This window comes from Polaribacter sp. KT25b (assembly GCF_900105145.1).
Taxonomy (GTDB): domain Bacteria; phylum Bacteroidota; class Bacteroidia; order Flavobacteriales; family Flavobacteriaceae; genus Polaribacter.
Genome location: NZ_LT629752.1, coordinates 155,210 through 170,907 on the forward strand (window position 1 = coordinate 155,210; position 15,698 = coordinate 170,907).

11 protein-coding genes and 1 tRNA gene are annotated in these 15,698 nt (G+C 30.5%); 4 read left to right on the plus strand and 8 right to left on the minus strand.

Features of this window, described 5'->3' with window-relative positions:
• Nucleotides 1–103: 103 nt before the first annotated feature.
• Nucleotides 104–640 (plus strand): hypothetical protein, encoded by a 537-nt coding sequence (locus BLT70_RS00580; RefSeq protein ID WP_091890094.1) that lies wholly within the window; start codon nucleotides 104–106, stop codon nucleotides 638–640.
• On the opposite strand, the gene BLT70_RS00585 is transcribed toward BLT70_RS00580, so the two are convergent.
• The 5 genes from BLT70_RS00585 to BLT70_RS00605 form a co-directional block, all read right to left on the minus strand.
• Nucleotides 637–2,307, minus strand: coding sequence for a pseudouridine synthase (locus BLT70_RS00585; RefSeq protein ID WP_091890096.1), 1,671 nt, complete (start codon nucleotides 2,305–2,307; stop codon nucleotides 637–639). The genes BLT70_RS00580 and BLT70_RS00585 overlap by 4 nt on opposite strands.
• Nucleotides 2,308–2,324: 17 nt before the next feature.
• Complete coding sequence (locus BLT70_RS00590) at nucleotides 2,325–3,788, minus strand: potassium/proton antiporter (RefSeq protein WP_091890099.1); 1,464 nt, start codon at nucleotides 3,786–3,788, stop codon at nucleotides 2,325–2,327.
• 168 nt (nucleotides 3,789–3,956) lie between these two features.
• On the minus strand, nucleotides 3,957–4,343 hold the full coding sequence (locus tag BLT70_RS00595; protein ID WP_157691806.1) for a hypothetical protein: 387 nt from the start codon (nucleotides 4,341–4,343) through the stop codon (nucleotides 3,957–3,959).
• A gap of 8 nt (nucleotides 4,344–4,351) precedes the next feature.
• The gene (gene polA, locus BLT70_RS00600; RefSeq protein ID WP_091890104.1) at nucleotides 4,352–7,201 is read right to left on the minus strand and encodes a DNA polymerase I; all 2,850 of its coding nucleotides are present in this window, start codon (nucleotides 7,199–7,201) and stop codon (nucleotides 4,352–4,354) included.
• A 135-nt stretch (nucleotides 7,202–7,336) separates the two neighbouring features.
• The gene (locus BLT70_RS00605; RefSeq protein WP_231962771.1) at nucleotides 7,337–8,167 is read right to left on the minus strand and encodes a sterol desaturase family protein; all 831 of its coding nucleotides are present in this window, start codon (nucleotides 8,165–8,167) and stop codon (nucleotides 7,337–7,339) included.
• A 104-nt stretch (nucleotides 8,168–8,271) separates the two neighbouring features.
• Between BLT70_RS00605 and BLT70_RS00610 the strand changes: the two genes are divergently transcribed.
• Both BLT70_RS00610 and BLT70_RS00615 read left to right on the plus strand, forming a co-directional pair.
• Complete coding sequence (locus BLT70_RS00610) at nucleotides 8,272–9,495, plus strand: metallophosphoesterase (protein ID WP_091890110.1); 1,224 nt, start codon at nucleotides 8,272–8,274, stop codon at nucleotides 9,493–9,495.
• A 95-nt stretch (nucleotides 9,496–9,590) separates the two neighbouring features.
• Nucleotides 9,591–9,884: a co-chaperone YbbN gene (locus tag BLT70_RS00615; RefSeq protein ID WP_091890113.1), complete on the plus strand. Its 294-nt coding sequence runs from the start codon at nucleotides 9,591–9,593 to the stop codon at nucleotides 9,882–9,884.
• Between the two features lie 75 nt (nucleotides 9,885–9,959).
• Here the strand turns inward: BLT70_RS00615 and BLT70_RS00620 are convergent, their stop codons facing one another.
• A complete protein-coding gene (locus BLT70_RS00620) occupies nucleotides 9,960–13,082 on the minus strand; it encodes a DUF2723 domain-containing protein (protein ID WP_091890116.1) in 3,123 nt (1,040 codons plus the stop codon).
• Nucleotides 13,083–13,252: 170 nt separating this feature from the next.
• On the opposite strand from BLT70_RS00620, the gene BLT70_RS00625 reads away from it, so the two are divergent.
• Nucleotides 13,253–13,324: transfer RNA gene (locus BLT70_RS00625), tRNA-Gln, on the plus strand.
• A 64-nt stretch (nucleotides 13,325–13,388) separates the two neighbouring features.
• On the opposite strand, the gene thrC is transcribed toward BLT70_RS00625, so the two are convergent.
• Nucleotides 13,389–14,672 carry a threonine synthase gene (gene thrC, locus BLT70_RS00630; RefSeq protein ID WP_091897278.1) on the minus strand — a complete coding sequence of 428 codons (1,284 nt, stop codon included), beginning with the start codon at nucleotides 14,670–14,672 and terminating at the stop codon, nucleotides 13,389–13,391.
• Nucleotides 14,673–14,766: 94 nt separating this feature from the next.
• On the minus strand, nucleotides 14,767–15,687 hold the full coding sequence (locus BLT70_RS00635) for a homoserine kinase (protein ID WP_091890119.1): 921 nt from the start codon (nucleotides 15,685–15,687) through the stop codon (nucleotides 14,767–14,769).
• Between the last annotated feature and the right edge of the window lie 11 nt (nucleotides 15,688–15,698).

Sequence of the window (15,698 nt, forward strand, 5' to 3'; positions counted from 1 at the left end):
AAATTACGGATAAAATTGATGCAGCAACATATTTCAAATTAACTTTTACAAGAAATTTAAAACGGAATAGTTTTTGGTAGTTTTGGTTATCTAAAATTTACCAATGAAAAAAATACTACTTGCTTTTGGATTGCTATTTATTTTTCAAAATTCTTTTTCTCAAGAAAAATTAGGAAGGTCTTTTTTTACAGGAGATGTTAATTTTACACTAGGAATCAATGAAAATTACACTCCTTTTAATGATGACGATGAAACTTTTTTGGTTCCTTCAGCATTATTTTTTAGAGTAGGATTTGGCTACGAATTTAAACGAAAACTTGCTGTTGGCTTTAACGCAGGTTACGATTATCATTGGAATTATGCTGTAAGTGCGTTTCCAACTTATGGAAGTTTAAAATATAATATTAGCGAAGCTGATGATGATGCATTTTTTGTAGAAGCTCGTTATGGTAAGATGTGGACACCTTCTTCTAATTATCCCGATGGAAATTATTATGGTTTAGGTTTGGGAGTTCAAGTTGCAGGAGAAAAAAGATGGAATACAATTATAAGATTAGATTTCCATAGAAAAGGAATTGTTGGTTTTGAAAATGATCAATTAGACAGTATTTCTTTCGGAATTGGTTTTTCTTTCTTTTAAAATTCAGGGTCAACAGTAAAATTCATTTTTTCACCTGTTGATGGATGAAAAAACTCAATAAATTCGGCATGAAGATGTAATCTGTTTACTTTTTTTCCATACAAATCATCACCAATAATTGGAGTGTTTAATCCGTTTTTATGCGCAGCGTGTACTCTTAATTGATGCGTTCTTCCTGTAATTGGATAAAAATAAACGCGTGTTTTTCCGTTTTCTCTTTGGATGATTTTCCAATCTGTTTCAGCATTTTTGCCGTGCACAAAATCTACCAATTGTTTAGGTCTGTCGTCTAAATCTACTCTTAAAGGAAGTTTTATTTTTCCGCTATTTTCAGTTAAATTTCCATCTAATAAGGCAACATATCGTTTTTTAACGGTTCTATTTATAAACTGACTTTGTAAAATTTTATTAGCTTCTTTCGTTTTGGTTAAAAGTAAAATGCCAGAAGTAGACATGTCTAAACGATGCACAATTAAAGGGCCAGTTGCAGTTGGATATTTTTCTTTAATTCTACTATAAACCGAGTCTGTAATTTCTTTACCAGGAACAGATAAAAATTCGGCAGGTTTGTTTACAACAATTAAAACGTCATCTTCATAAATGATTTTAAGTTCTTGTTTTTCTGATAAATTTTCTAACAATAAATTATCATCCATTTCAAGACCTTGCAACATGTGTGTTAAAATTGGTTTGCATCTACTTTGGCAAGCAGGATAATAGTTTTTGTGTTTTCTAACGGCTGAGTTTGGCGAAATTCCCCACCAAAATTCTGCCATAGAAATAGGTTTTAAATCATTAGCAAAAGCATAATTTAATAATTTTGGAGCAGAACATTCCCCTGAGCCTGCAGGAGGTTTTATTGCTGGATCATTAAAAATATCTAATAAGTTTTTTAATTCTTTTTGCTGATTTAAAAATGCATATTTACTAAATAATGTTTGCTGTAAATAGTTTGATTTTTCCTTTCTTTCTTTTTTTAACGCTGCAATTCTGTTTTCAAAAACAAGGAATTCTTTTCCGTTTTTTTCTAGTTTGTCATCATAATATTCAACTAATTCTTTGTAGAAAAATTGATCATTATAACTTTCTTGCATTAATTTTTTGGTGAGATTTTTAAATTCTAAATCACTTAATATTGAGATTGCTTTTTTCTTTTGAAGTTTTCTATCAGATTTAGAAAGTTTCATTTTCTTTCTTTGGTTTTCTAAATCTTTAGCAATTGATTCACTCAATTTTTTAAACGATTTTTTTAAAGTTAAATATTGTTCGTTATTTTTTAATTGAGTTAATTGCGCATTTATTTCATCAATTTCAAGTTCCCCTTTTATATAAAAACTGCCTTCTGTTCTCATATTAAAAACAGGCGGAACAAATTTTTCTGGTAAACTTTTATCCGCTAGTTTTCCTGAAAAGGCTGCTAAATATCCAATTTCATTTTCCTTGTTTTGCACAATTAAAACACCAAACATTTTTCCGATTGGTAAATCCGTTTGATTTTTTTTTAATCCAAAATTATGTTCAAAATCAGTTTGAGATTCTAAATATTCTTGAATTTCTTCTGCAGCAATTTTAGCCAAAGAATGTGGTTCGTAATAAAAAGGAAATGTAAATTTTTCTGGAAGCTGAACCTCAGAAATATCAGTTTTAAAATATTGGAAATGTTTCAAATTGAACTTCTTATTTTCTACTTGTTTTTAAGTGTTTTGTAAACTTCATCAAAGATATGAGGTCTGTCTGCAAGTACAATTAGTGTGTCTTGTGCGTTAATTATTGTTAAACCATTTGGAATTATATAGCTTTCATCTCTTTTAATCATTGCTATAATTGCATTTTTCGGAAAGCCTAATTCTACTATTTTTTTGTCTACAGCAAAACAATCTGGAGTTATTAAAAGTTCTTTCATTTCTGCTTTCGGATTTTCTGCCATTAACATATCTGTTGGAGATAGTTTTTTTAGTGTTTCTGGCAATCCTACATCTAACCATTTTGCAACAAGTGAAAGTGTAGTTCCCTGAATTAATATGGAGGTAACTGAAATAAAAAACACAATATTAAAAATCATATTTGCTTTGTCAATTCCTGCTAAAAGCGGATACGTTGCAAACACAATAGGAACTGCTCCACGCAAACCAACCCAAGAAATATAAAACCTTCTTTTCATTCTCATTTTAAAAAATAGAAGACTAATAAATACACCAATTGGTCTGGCAACAAGAATTAGAAATACAGAAATAAGTAGTCCAATTCCCATGTAAGGAATAATTTCAGAAGGAAAAACAAGTAATCCTAAAGTAAGGAATAACACAATTTGCATTAGCCACGCCAAACCATCGAACATTTTTAAAATGGTTTTTTTATGAATTAGATCTTGATTTCCTAAATAAACTGCACAAATATAAATAGCAAGAAATCCGTTTCCACCAATAAAATCTGTTGCTGAAAATGTGATAAACATCAAAGTAATTACTAAAACAGGATAAAGACCTTCAAAGTCTAATTTTATTTTATTGATAATATATTTACTAGAAAATCCAAAAGAAATACCTGCAATTCCGCCTAAAATCATCTGTTGTAAAAACATAGGAATTATAGACATAAAACTTTGATCTTGATGAATTACCAGTGTTAAAAAGGCAATCGTAAGTACATACGCCATCGGGTCGTTACTTCCGCTTTCTAACTCTAATGTTGGTCTTAGATTCGTTTTTAAAGCTAAATTTTTAGAACGCAAAATAGAAAATACGGCTGCTGCATCTGTTGATGATACAATTGAGCCTAAAAGTAAACTTTCATAAATAGTAAAATCTGTAACAAACCAAACAAAAGTTCCTAATGAAACTGCGGTTAATAAAACACCTACTGTTGATAGCATAATTCCTTCTTTAAGAATTGGTTTTACAGCTGTCCAGTTCGTGTCAAGTCCACCAGAAAACAAGATAAAATTTAGAGATACAATTCCTATAAATTGAGCAGTTTTTGGATCATCAAAACGAATACCTCCAATACCATCAGAACCAGCCAACATGCCAATTCCTAAAAAGAGTAGAAGAGTAGGAACGCCAAACTTATAAGAAGTTTTACCAGCAAAAATACTTACAAGAAGTAATAAAGAGCCAACAAGTAGTATGTTTTCAATCGTTAAATTCATTCTTTTTCTTTTTTGATCTTACATTTCAAAGTTACTTTTTTTCTACTGAAAGTTTTATAAGAATCTTACGTTGTTTTCTATTTAAAATTCGTTTTTATGTTAAATTATAAAATGTGTTTTAGAGTTTTCGAAATTGTAATCAGTTTTTTTAATTTTTCAAAAAATGTATCATTCATCATAACTAGCCGTTGGACAAAATAATAAATCTGTAGGATTGTCAATATCATATAAATACTGATAACCTTTAGATTCCTTTTTACAAAATGGTTCAATAAGTTTTGCCATGTTTATAAAACCATCTAATGTTAGAATACAAAAAAAGGTTTGGTTATCTTTTGTAAGAATTCCTTCATCAGACTTAAATAAACCAAAAATTAAATTGCAATTACGTGGCGTTATAAAATCTACTTGAGATAAATCTAACTTCTGTTTTTTGTCAATAATGGTATCTTTTATCAGTTTTCTAAACAGAATCGCTTCTGCTTTGTTAAAGTTATATAAACGAACAATGTTTTGGTCGTGTCCGTCAATGTTTTCTATGTAATCTAATTCCATATTTATTTTTAATGCGCTTCTAACCAATTTTCTCCAATTCCTATTTCAACATCCAAAGGAACACTCATTTTAAAAGCATTTTCCATTTCGAATTTAATAATTGGTTTTATAATTTCTAACTCGTCTTTATGCGCATCAAAAACCAATTCATCATGCACTTGTAATAACATTTTAGATTTAAAGTTTTCTTTCTCAAAACGCTTGTAAATATTAATCATTGCTAGTTTTATAATGTCTGCAGCAGAACCCTGAATTGGCGCATTTACAGCATTTCTTTCAGCAGCGCTTCTTACAACTGCGTTTCTAGAATTGATGTCTTTTAAATATCTTCGTCTGTTTAAAACCGTTTCTACATACCCGTTATCTCTAGCAAAATCAACTTGTGCAGACATGTATGCTTTTAACTTCGGATAGGTTTCATAATAGGTATCAATCAACTCTTTTGCTTCACTTCTAGATAAGTCTGTTTGATTGCTTAATCCGAAAGCAGAAACACCATAAATAATTCCGAAATTAACTGTTTTTGCGTTGCTTCTTTGCTCGCGAGTAACTTCATCCAAAGGAACATTAAACACTTTTGCGGCAGTTGAAGCATGAATATCTTCACCATTTTTAAAAGCATTTATCATGTTTTCTTCTTCACTTAACGCAGCAATTATTCTTAATTCAATTTGAGAATAATCCGCAGCCAATAAAACGTAATTTTCATCTCTAGGAATAAACGCTTTTCTAACTTGTCGTCCTCGTTCTGTTCTAATCGGAATATTCTGTAAATTCGGATTATTAGAACTCAATCTTCCTGTTGCAGCAACCGCTTGCATATATTCCGTATGAATTCTTTTTGTCTTCGGATTTACTTCATTTGGCAACGCATCTACATACGTGCTTTGTAATTTTTTATATTGACGATATTCTTGAATATCTCTTATAATTTGATGGTCTTTAGCCAAGTAAGATAAAATATCTTCGCCGGTTTTATATTGACCCGTTTTTGTCTTTTTAGGCTTGTCAACTAACTTCATATTTTCGAACAAAACGATTCCTAATTGTTTAGGTGAAGCGATATTAAATTCTTCTCCTGCTTGTTCGTAAATATTTTTTTCAAGTCTGTTGATGTCATCCGTTAAAGCAACTGATAATTCTTTTAAGAAATCTGTGTTGATGTTAATTCCCTCAATTTCCATAGCAGTTAGCACAGAAACTAGTGGTAATTCAACCTCTTTAAAAAGTTTGGTAACGTTTCCACTTTCTAATTCTGATGTAAAATGTTCTTTTAATTGAAGTGTAATATCTGCATCTTCAACGGCATATTCTGTTTGATCATTTATAGGCACAACTCTCATAGAAAGCTGATTTTTTCCTTTTTTACCAATCAATTCTGTGATAGAAACTGGCTGATAATTTAAATAAGTTTCTGCTAAAATATCCATATTATGACGCATATCTGGATTGATTAAATAATGCGCAATCATGGTATCAAACAAAATCCCTTTTACAGGCATATTATAATTTGATAAAACTTTGATATCATATTTTAAATTATGACCAATTTTTTCAATTTCTGATGCTTCAAAAAACGGTCTAAATTCTTCTAAAATAGTTGTTGTTTCTTCCTGATTTTCCGGAAAAGAAACATAAAATCCTTTGCCAATTTCGAAAGAAAAAGCGATTCCGATTAACTCAACTTCTAAGGCTTTTAAACCAGTAGTTTCTGTGTCAAAACAAACAGATTTTTGCTGCATTAATTTTTGCAACAAGATTTTTCTTGATAAAGGCGAGTTTATATGTTGATAAAAATGATTGGTATTTTCTATAGTTTTAAAGCCAGATATTATTTCTTCTTTCGTTACACTTCCGGTTCCTGGAGCTGCAAATAAATCAAATTGACCTTCTGCACTTACAGGTGCTTTTTTAGAAGTTGTTTTTGGTTTTTCTTCGGATGAATCTTCTACTGAATTTACTTTTTCTGCATTTTCAACCGCAAAAGTTCGTAAAAAATTAGTTAATAAATTTCTGAATTCTAGTTCGTTAAAAAGTTCTGTAACTTTTTCTGTATCTGGTTGATCTAAAGTAAAATCAGTTGCGTCAAAAACCACAGGAACATCTAACATAATTGTTGCTAGTTGTTTAGAAAGCAACCCTAATTCTTTGGCAGCTTCCACTTTCTCTTTCATTTTTCCTTTTAGCTCATGTGTATTTGCTAGTAAGTTTTCCATAGAACCATAAGCAGCTAAAAACTTTTTGGCAGTTTTTTCTCCAACTCCAGGTAAACCAGGAATATTATCAGCAGAATCTCCCATCATTCCAAGAAAATCGATGACTTGTAAAGGATCTGTGATTTCAAATTTCTCTAAAACTTCTGGAACTCCCCAAATGTCATAACCACCACCAAAACGTGGTTTATACATAAAAATATTTTCGGAAACAAGTTGCGCAAAATCCTTATCTGGCGTAACCATATACACTTTATAATCTTCTTTTTCTGCTTGTTTAGAAAGTGTTCCAATAACATCATCTGCCTCAAAACCGTCTTTTACCATAATCGGAATGTGCATGGCTTTTAAGATTTCTTGAATATAAGGAACTGCTAATTTTATAGCTTCTGGAGTGGCATCTCTGTTTGCTTTGTAGGCTTCAAACATTTCAACTCGATCTACACTGCCGCCTTTATCAAAACAAACCGCTAAATGATCTGGTCTTTCACGTTTAATTACGTCTAACAAAGAGTTCATAAAACCCATAATTGCAGAGGTGTCTAAACCTTTAGAATTGATTCTTGGGTTCTTTATAAATGCGTAATATCCACGAAAAATTAATGCATACGCATCAACTAAAAAAAGTCTTTTTTGATCTGCCATTTTATCTTTAATTGAAAAAAGATAAAACTACAAAAAGTTATGATGAGTAGGAAACTTCAAAGACTATTTATCAAATTGAAAATTTTTGATAAAAATCTATCAATATAAGAAGTTAATTAGATTGTAAATCAGAATTTAAGCTTTGTATTCAGCAGATTTTAACTCCTTTTTAAAAGGTGCTTTTAATTGATATAAAATATCTTCGGATTTTTCTGCATCTAAAATATCAATTCCGTACACAATATCTTTGGTGTCTTTATATATGAAGGTTCCAAAAATACGATCCCAAAAAGAGAAAATATTTCCGAAGTTTGTGTCTGTCCAAGGCATTACATGATGATGGTGAAATTTATGTGTATTTGGCGAAATAAAAACATAACTAATCGTTTTGTCTAACCAAAGTGGCAATTGAATATCCGCATGCGAAAAGTAAGTGAAAAGTACCGTTAAAATTCTGTACATTAAATAGTAAGAAACAGGCAAACCAGCAATTATAATTCCTAATAAAGCAAAGGTTTCTCTAAAAATAAAATCTATTGGATGATGTCTAGTTCCAGAGGTAACATCTACATGCGTGTCACTATGATGAATCGTGTGAAAACGCCACATTACAGGAATTTTATGTAACATATAATGTACAATATATTGAGACATAAAGTCTAAAATCATAATTGCTAAAATAATTTCTATCCAAACTGGCAAGTCAATCATCTTTAATAAACCAAAATTATTGGCGTCGATCCAAGAGAAAATTCCGACAGTTAAAATTCCGAAAACCACATTAATAATCATCGTAGAAAGTAGTAAAATTAAGTTTGTTTTAGCGTGTTTCCATTTGTTATATTGATGTTTTTTTAACGGATAAACGCCTTCTAAAATCCAGAATAAAGAAAGGCAACCAACAACCCAAAAAAACTTTTGTAGACTTGTTAGGTTTTCAAAAAAAGCAACAATAGCATCCATCATTTTATCAAAATTTAATCTATAAACTTACTGAAAAAACTTTAACATGATGTTAAAATTCATTCGTTTTTTAACAGTTACCTTTGTGCATTCTTAAAAATATATTTATGCCACGTTGGGTTTTTCCTCTTATAATACTACTTATTTTAACTGTAGTTCTTGAAATTTATACATTCCAAGCTTTAAAAACGATTACTAAAAATAAATTTTTACGTTATGGTTTTTTACTGATAAGTATTGCTGCATATACCAACTTTTTAGTTACCATGTTAACGTATTCTAGAAGTGATGGTCAAACACCACAATTTCAAATGGCAGTTGGTTTATTACTTGTAGTTTTAGTTCCTAAATTAGTAATTGTTATTTTGCTTTTTGGCGAAGATATTTTTAGATCAGCCTTAAAAGGAATTTCTGCAGTTTCTAGTTCTAAAACTGAACCTTTAGCAGGTAGAAGAAAATTTATTTCGCAGTTGGCTTTAGGTTTGGCGGCAATTCCTTTTGCGTCTTTTATCTACGGAATTGTACAAGGAAAATACAATTATAAAGTTTTAAAATATCAGTTAACTTTTAAAGATTTACCAGAAGCTTTTGATGGATATACAATTACGCAAATTTCTGATATTCATTCTGGAAGCTTCACGAATAAAGAAAAAATTCAATACGGAGTTGATTTAATAAATCAGCAAAAATCTGATCTGATGTTATTTACAGGTGATATTGTAAATAATAAAGCGGATGAAATGGATAACTGGATTGATGTTTTTAGTAAATTGGAAGCGAAAGAAGGTAAATATTCCATTCTTGGAAATCATGATTATGGCGATTATATGGATTGGGATAAACCAGAAGATAAAGTCAAAAATTTTCAAGATGTAAAAGATATTCATCAAAAAATTGGTTTCGATTTATTGTTGGATGAACATCGTTATATAGAAAAAGACGGACAAAGAATTGCGCTTCTTGGTGTAGAAAATTGGGGAAAAGGATTTAATCAAGCTGGAGATTTACAAAAAGCATCCGCAAAAATTAAAAAAGAAGATTTTAAAATTTTAATGAGTCACGATCCAAGTCACTGGCAAGAAAAAGTTAAAAATGACGATTTTAATTATCATCTTACTTTAAGCGGTCATACGCATGGTTTGCAATTGGGAATTGAAATTCCGGGGTTTATAAAATGGAGTCCATCTAAATATGTGTACAAACAATGGGCAGGTTTGTATGAAGAATCTAGTAGGTTTATAAATGTAAACAGAGGTTTTGGTTATCATGCATTTCCTGGTAGAGTAGGTATTTGGCCAGAAATTACAGTTATTGAGCTTAAAAAAGCTTGATGATCAGTATATTTAAAGAGAATTTTTCTAATTTCAATTAAATTTGTTATATTACAATTGTAAAATTATTAGTTCTTAAATCCTAAAAAACTGTTATGACAAAATTTGGAGAATTAATTGGAGTAAATATACCTGTTTTAATCGATTTTTATGCTGATTGGAATGAGGTAGAAAATAGTACTGATACTTTAAGAGATGTGGCTGCAGCTCTAGGAGATAAAGCAAAAGTTATAAAAATTGACATTAAAAAAAATGAGACTTTAGCAGATGCTTTGCGTGTTAAAGGAAATCCTACTTTTATAATTTATAAAAATGGAGAAATGAAATGGCGCCAAACGGGCCATCAAGATGCAAATACTTTAATTGGTTTAGTGCAAAAATATTTTTAGCTCTAAATCTTTTGTTTAAAAAAATGCAGATATTAAAGTTGGTTTAAACTAACTTTAATATCTGCATTTGTTGTTTTATTTTGCTTCTTCACTTGGTATTATATGATCAAACAATTGTAATGTTTGATTAAACTCTGTTTGTAACTCCATTATAAAAGCTTCATCTGTATCAAACTCTACAACTTGATCGATAACGCCTCTAAATAAATATCTAAACGTCATATCAAACTCATCAAAAACCATATCAAACTTTTCTGACGGAAAAGTACTATGCCAAACTAATTTATCTTTAAATAGCTTAATTAAGGTTTTTGCTGCGGCTCTAGCTTTTTCTGGTTCACCTAATTTGTAATACATTTCTGGATAATCCATAGATAAGCTATAATGATCAAAATCTTCAATTGGTAGTTTTTCTAATGATAAATCTAACACTTCAATAGCTTTTAAAGTGTCGCCTTCAATTGCAAAAGCACTAGATAAACGCATTAAACTATTTCGTAAAGAAATGGCATTTCTTTTGGTTTGTTCATCTAAATAAATTTTACCATCATTAATATTTCTCCAATTCCATTTCTGTACATTTTTGTACATTTTCTCTGGATCTATTCTACCAATGTCAAACAAACTTAGTTCTCTAACTAATTGTCCGTTTTCATTATAAATTTTGGTTGGTGTTTTAATTGGTACAAATTTAAAAGCAACACCATCTAACTGTAAATAATCTTTAAGCCAAATATATTCGCTATCAGTATTAGAGCCACCAGTAAAATAAATTGGACGTTCCCAATTAAAATTATTTAAAATATCTAACATTAAAATAGTGTTTTTAGCCAAAGCTCTATCAACTGTAATATCAATATAAGGCACAATTTTGTCTGCATCTTTTTGAGCTACAATTCCATATTTTAAAACATTTTCTTTATTAACAGGAATTCTAATTTTATTAGTTGGTAGCATTTTTTCAGGAATTCCATCATCATCTAAATCATAAAAAGTTCTTGGGCTATCGCTACGAATCCATTTCATATAACTGTCTAAATCAATTACAGAATCTTTTAAACTAGGAAATAATTCATGATAGTAATATGCAACATCTAAAGTTCCGTATTTATATTCATCATGTGTTAATTCTGATGGAATAGGAGCTGCTTTATACGTTGCGCGTTTCATTTGATCTATATACCAATCTGTTTGAAAAAGGCTTGTATTCACTAGTTTTACATCCGTTCTAATACCTTCTACTTCTTGCATGTACCAAAGCGGAAAGGTGTCGTTATCACCAATGGTAAACATAATTGCATTTGGGTCGCAACTTTCTAAATACGCTTGTGCATTTAAATGTGTTGTGTATCTGTTTGAGCGATCGTGATCATCCCAGTTTTCGAACGCCATTAATGACGGAACTGCTAATATTGAGATTAAAGTAATTGCAATTGCTATCGGTTTTTTTGGACCTAATTTTTGTAAATATTCAAATAAAGCAAGTACTCCAAAACCAATCCAAATGGCAAATATGTAGAAACTTCCTACAACTGCATAATCACGTTCTCTAGGTTCAAAAGGCTTCGGATTTGTGTAAAATATAATTGCAAAACCTGTAAAAACGAAAAACATAAACAAGGTGAAAAAGTTCTCTTTGTCCCATTTTATTTGATACAATAAACCTATGATTCCTAAAATAAGCGGTAAAAAATAATAGGTATTACGACCTTTATTTTCTAATACATCTGCTGGAAGTTGTTGTTGAGAACCTAATCTTACTTCATCAATAACATCAATTCCGCTAATCCAATTCCCGTTAAAAATGTCTAAATTTCCTTGGGTATCATTTTGACGCCCAACAAAATTCCACATAAAATAACGCCCATACATATAACCAAATTGATAGCTTACCATAAACTTAATGTTCTCTGCAAACGTTGGTCTTCTGTTGCTTTTTTCTGGAATGCCAGCAATAGCTTTGTACATTTTTTCTGAAGCAGGATTTACCATTCTTGGAATAAAACCCTTGTGTTTATCAGACCAATTAGGCAACACATCTTTGTAGATATTTACGATAACATATTTACCATCTTTTTTCTCATATTTTGGTTTATCGTCTTTTGTAGGATTTTTAGCATCTTGTTCTCTACTGTAAGAATTTGAATAATAGGTGTCGTAAAAAACATTTGCATCACCATATTGTTCACGTTCATAATACGCTAATAACTCACGCGCACTTGACGGATTATTTTCGTTAATAGTTGTATTTGCATTGGCTCTAATTGGTAACATCATCCAAGAAGAAAAACCAATCATAATAAATAAAACAGAAAGTATTAAAGTGTTTGCTGTAACTTTTTTAGTTTTTCTGGTGTAGTTTAATCCAAAATAAAACAGAGCAATTAAAATTATAGCAGCAATTATAGAACCAGAATTATAAGGTAATCCAATTGTATTGATAAAAAATAATTCTGAAGCACTAAAGAATTTTAGTGTAAAAGGGAATAAAAATTTAAAGACAAACATTAAAACTATCACAGAAATTACGGTAGCAATTGCCGTTGTTTTTAGGTTGATTGTTTTATAGGTTTTAAAGAAATATAATAATACAATTGCAGGAATCACCAATAAAGAAAGTATGTGAACACCAAATGATAAACCAACAACAAAACTAATTATAATTAACCATTTATTTCCTCTTGGTTGATGTAATTCGTTTTCCCATTTTAAGCCTAACCAGAATAATAAAGCCATTAAAAACGATGACATCGCATATACTTCACCTTCAACAGCACTAAACCAAAAGCTATCAGAAAAAGTATACGCTAAAGAACCCACTAAACTACTTCCAAGAATTGCAATATATTTTCCGTCAGTAATTCCACCAGTTTTTACAGCCATTTTTTTGGCTAAATTGGTAATCGTCCAAAACATAAATAAAATAGTAAATGCGCTCGCTAAAGCAGACATGAAGTTTACCATTTTAGCTATTTCTGTAACATCCGAAGTAAACATTGCAAAAAACGCACCTAACATTTGAAAAAGAGGTGCTCCTGGTGGATGCCCAACTTCTAATTTTACTGAGGTTGATATGTATTCTCCACAATCCCAGGCACTAACAGTTGGTTCTAGCGTTAAGGTGTAGGTAATTAAAGCGATAGCAAATGTAGCCCATCCTAAGATGATGTTCCATTTTTTAAATTTTTCTGATGTCATAGTTTCCTTAATAATCTGTGGGCGAATTTACTAATAATTATGATTAAAAGTATGTTTGTTCTATTTTCTGATGTGATAAAAGCTCATAAAAAAATGTTAAACTAAAAATTTATAAAAAAAAATTTGTAGAATTAAAAGATTAGGTTAAATTTGCACCCGCATAAAAGCATTGGCCTATGGTGTAATTGGTAACACACCGGTTTTTGGTACCGACATTCAAGGTTCGAGTCCTTGTAGGCCAACAAAAAACTCCTAACAAATTAAATTTGTTAGGAGTTTTTACTTTTATAGAAATAACTTATTTTATTATTTCATTAAATAAGCTTTCAAATCTTCATAAGTTGAAGCTTTTATAGCTACTTTAGTATTATTGATTACTTTTTTAATTTGTTCTGGTATTTCTACTTTTACTGGTAAAGTTTCTTCTACAACATCTAAGAATTTTACTGGATGTGCAGTTTCAAGAAAAACTCCGAATTCGTTTTCTTTTAATCCATGCTTTTTTAAACCTAAGTAGCCAACTGCTCCATGAGGATCTGCAACATAGCCAGAGTTTTTGTAAATCTCCTTCATTGTTTCACGAGTTTCATCGTCAGAAAAACTATACGAAGAAAAAGCGCTTTTAAGAGCTTCTAAGTCATTATCAAACAATTCTTGTATTCTGATAAAATTACTTGGGTTACCAACATCCATAGCGTTAGAAATGGTTGCTTTAGATGGTTTTGGTTTGTAAACTCCGTCAACTAAATAATTAGGAACAGTGTCATTTACATTTGTAGATGCTACAAAATGTTTAATAGGTAAACCTAATTTTTGTGCCATAATTCCCGCGCAAATATTTCCGAAGTTTCCACTTGGTACAGAAAAGATTAAATCTTTATGTTTTTTATGTAATTCTTTATAAGCAAAGAAAAAGTAAAACATTTGTGGCAACCAACGTGCAACATTTATAGAATTTGCTGAGGTTAATGTTTTTGTAATTTCTTCATCTAAAAAAGCGGTTTTTACCATTTCTTGACAATCATCAAAAACGCCATCAACTTCTAGCGCAGTAATATTCTGACCTAAAGTTGTTAATTGTTTTTCTTGAATGTCACTTACTTTTCCTGAAGGATATAAAATAACAACATTTACACCTTTTGCTCCTAAAAATCCATTGGCAACAGCGCCTCCTGTATCTCCAGAAGTAGCCACTAAAACTGTAACTTCATCATCATTATCTTTATTAAAATACTCTAAACATTGTGCCATAAATTTAGCACCAACATCTTTAAAAGCCATGGTTGGTCCGTGAAACAATTCTAGAGAAGCAATATTGTCATCAATCTTTACCAAAGGAAAATCGAAAGAAACCGTTTTTGCAACAATCTCTTTTAATTTTTCAGCAGGAATTTCATCACCGACAAATTGTTTTATTACTTCGTAAGCAATTTCGTGATTTGAATAATCAGAAATATTTTCAATAAAATCTTTTGAAAGTTGTTGAATGTTATCAGGAAAATAAATTCCTCTATCTTTTGCTAAACCTTGTACAACTGCATTTTTAAAAGTTGATTTTGGTGATTTATGGTGTAAACTGTAGTAGTTCATTTTTTGTTGATTATTAGTCATTTCGAGAGAAACGAAGCAATCTGTCTGTTCGAAAGAGATTACTTCAGTCATTCTTCCTTCTTAATGACGATTATTATAATATTTTTATTCCTTCGTGATTCACTTTTGAAATAAACATTTCAAAATCAATTCCCGTATTTTTATAACTTTCTTCAATGCTTTTGTAAACATTAGTAGCAACTTCATCGCCTTTACATAAAGCAAAAATTGTGGGTCCAGAACCGCTAATTCCAGCACCTAAAGCTCCAGATTTTAATGCTGCGTTTTTTACATCATCAAAAAACGGAATTAATTTTTTTCTATGAGGTTCTACAATAATATCTACTAAAGAATTACTGATTAAATTATAGTTATCTGAATATAAACCGCTAATTAAACCACCAACATTTGCCCATTGTGTAACAGCATCTTTCAAAGCTATTTCTGTAGGTAAAACTTCTCTAGCATCTTTTGTTTTTACTTCTACCTGCGGATGAATGGCTACAACTCTTAATTCACTAGGAACCGGTAATTTTATAATTTCTAAAGGACTGTAGCTTCTTACTAAAACGAAACCACCATAAATTGCTGCAGAAACATTGTCTGCAATTGGAGTTCCGCAAGCAACTTCTTCGCCAAACATGGCAAATTTTGTCAATTCTAAATCAGAATATATATTTCCTAATAATTGATTTGCTCCAAAAGCAGCACCAGCAGCACTTGCAGCAGAACTTCCTAGTCCGCTTCCTGGAGAAAAGCCTTTGTGAATTGTTAATTCAATTCCGAAATCTGCATTTGCTTCATTCAGTATTTTTTTTACAACGGCACTTGCGGCATTTTCATCAACATTGTAAGTTAAATTTGCACCTGTAATATTGGTTATTTTAACGCCCTTTTCAGTTGTTTTTGTAAAGGTCATTTCATCTCCAATTGCATCAACAGCAAAACCTAGAGAATCAAATCCGCAAGAAACATTGGCAACAGTAGCGGGAGCAAAAATTTTTAAATAATCCATTTTTTTAAGTT

Excerpts from the sequence above, each read along its gene's own strand:
- BLT70_RS00580 (WP_091890094.1), top strand. The coding sequence starts at position 104 with ATGAAAAAAATACTACTTGCTTTTGGATTGCTATTTATTTTTCAAAAT.
- BLT70_RS00590 (WP_091890099.1), bottom strand. The coding sequence starts at position 3,788 with ATGAATTTAACGATTGAAAACATACTACTTGTTGGCTCTTTATTACTT.
- BLT70_RS00595 (WP_157691806.1), bottom strand. The coding sequence starts at position 4,343 with ATGGAATTAGATTACATAGAAAACATTGACGGACACGACCAAAACATT.
- polA (WP_091890104.1), bottom strand. The coding sequence starts at position 7,201 with ATGGCAGATCAAAAAAGACTTTTTTTAGTTGATGCGTATGCATTAATT.
- BLT70_RS00605 (WP_231962771.1), bottom strand. The coding sequence starts at position 8,167 with ATGATGGATGCTATTGTTGCTTTTTTTGAAAACCTAACAAGTCTACAA.
- BLT70_RS00610 (WP_091890110.1), top strand. The coding sequence starts at position 8,272 with ATGCCACGTTGGGTTTTTCCTCTTATAATACTACTTATTTTAACTGTA.
- BLT70_RS00615 (WP_091890113.1), top strand. The coding sequence starts at position 9,591 with ATGACAAAATTTGGAGAATTAATTGGAGTAAATATACCTGTTTTAATC.
- BLT70_RS00620 (WP_091890116.1), bottom strand. The coding sequence starts at position 13,082 with ATGACATCAGAAAAATTTAAAAAATGGAACATCATCTTAGGATGGGCT.
- thrC (WP_091897278.1), bottom strand. The coding sequence starts at position 14,672 with ATGAACTACTACAGTTTACACCATAAATCACCAAAATCAACTTTTAAA.
- BLT70_RS00635 (WP_091890119.1), bottom strand. The coding sequence starts at position 15,687 with ATGGATTATTTAAAAATTTTTGCTCCCGCTACTGTTGCCAATGTTTCT.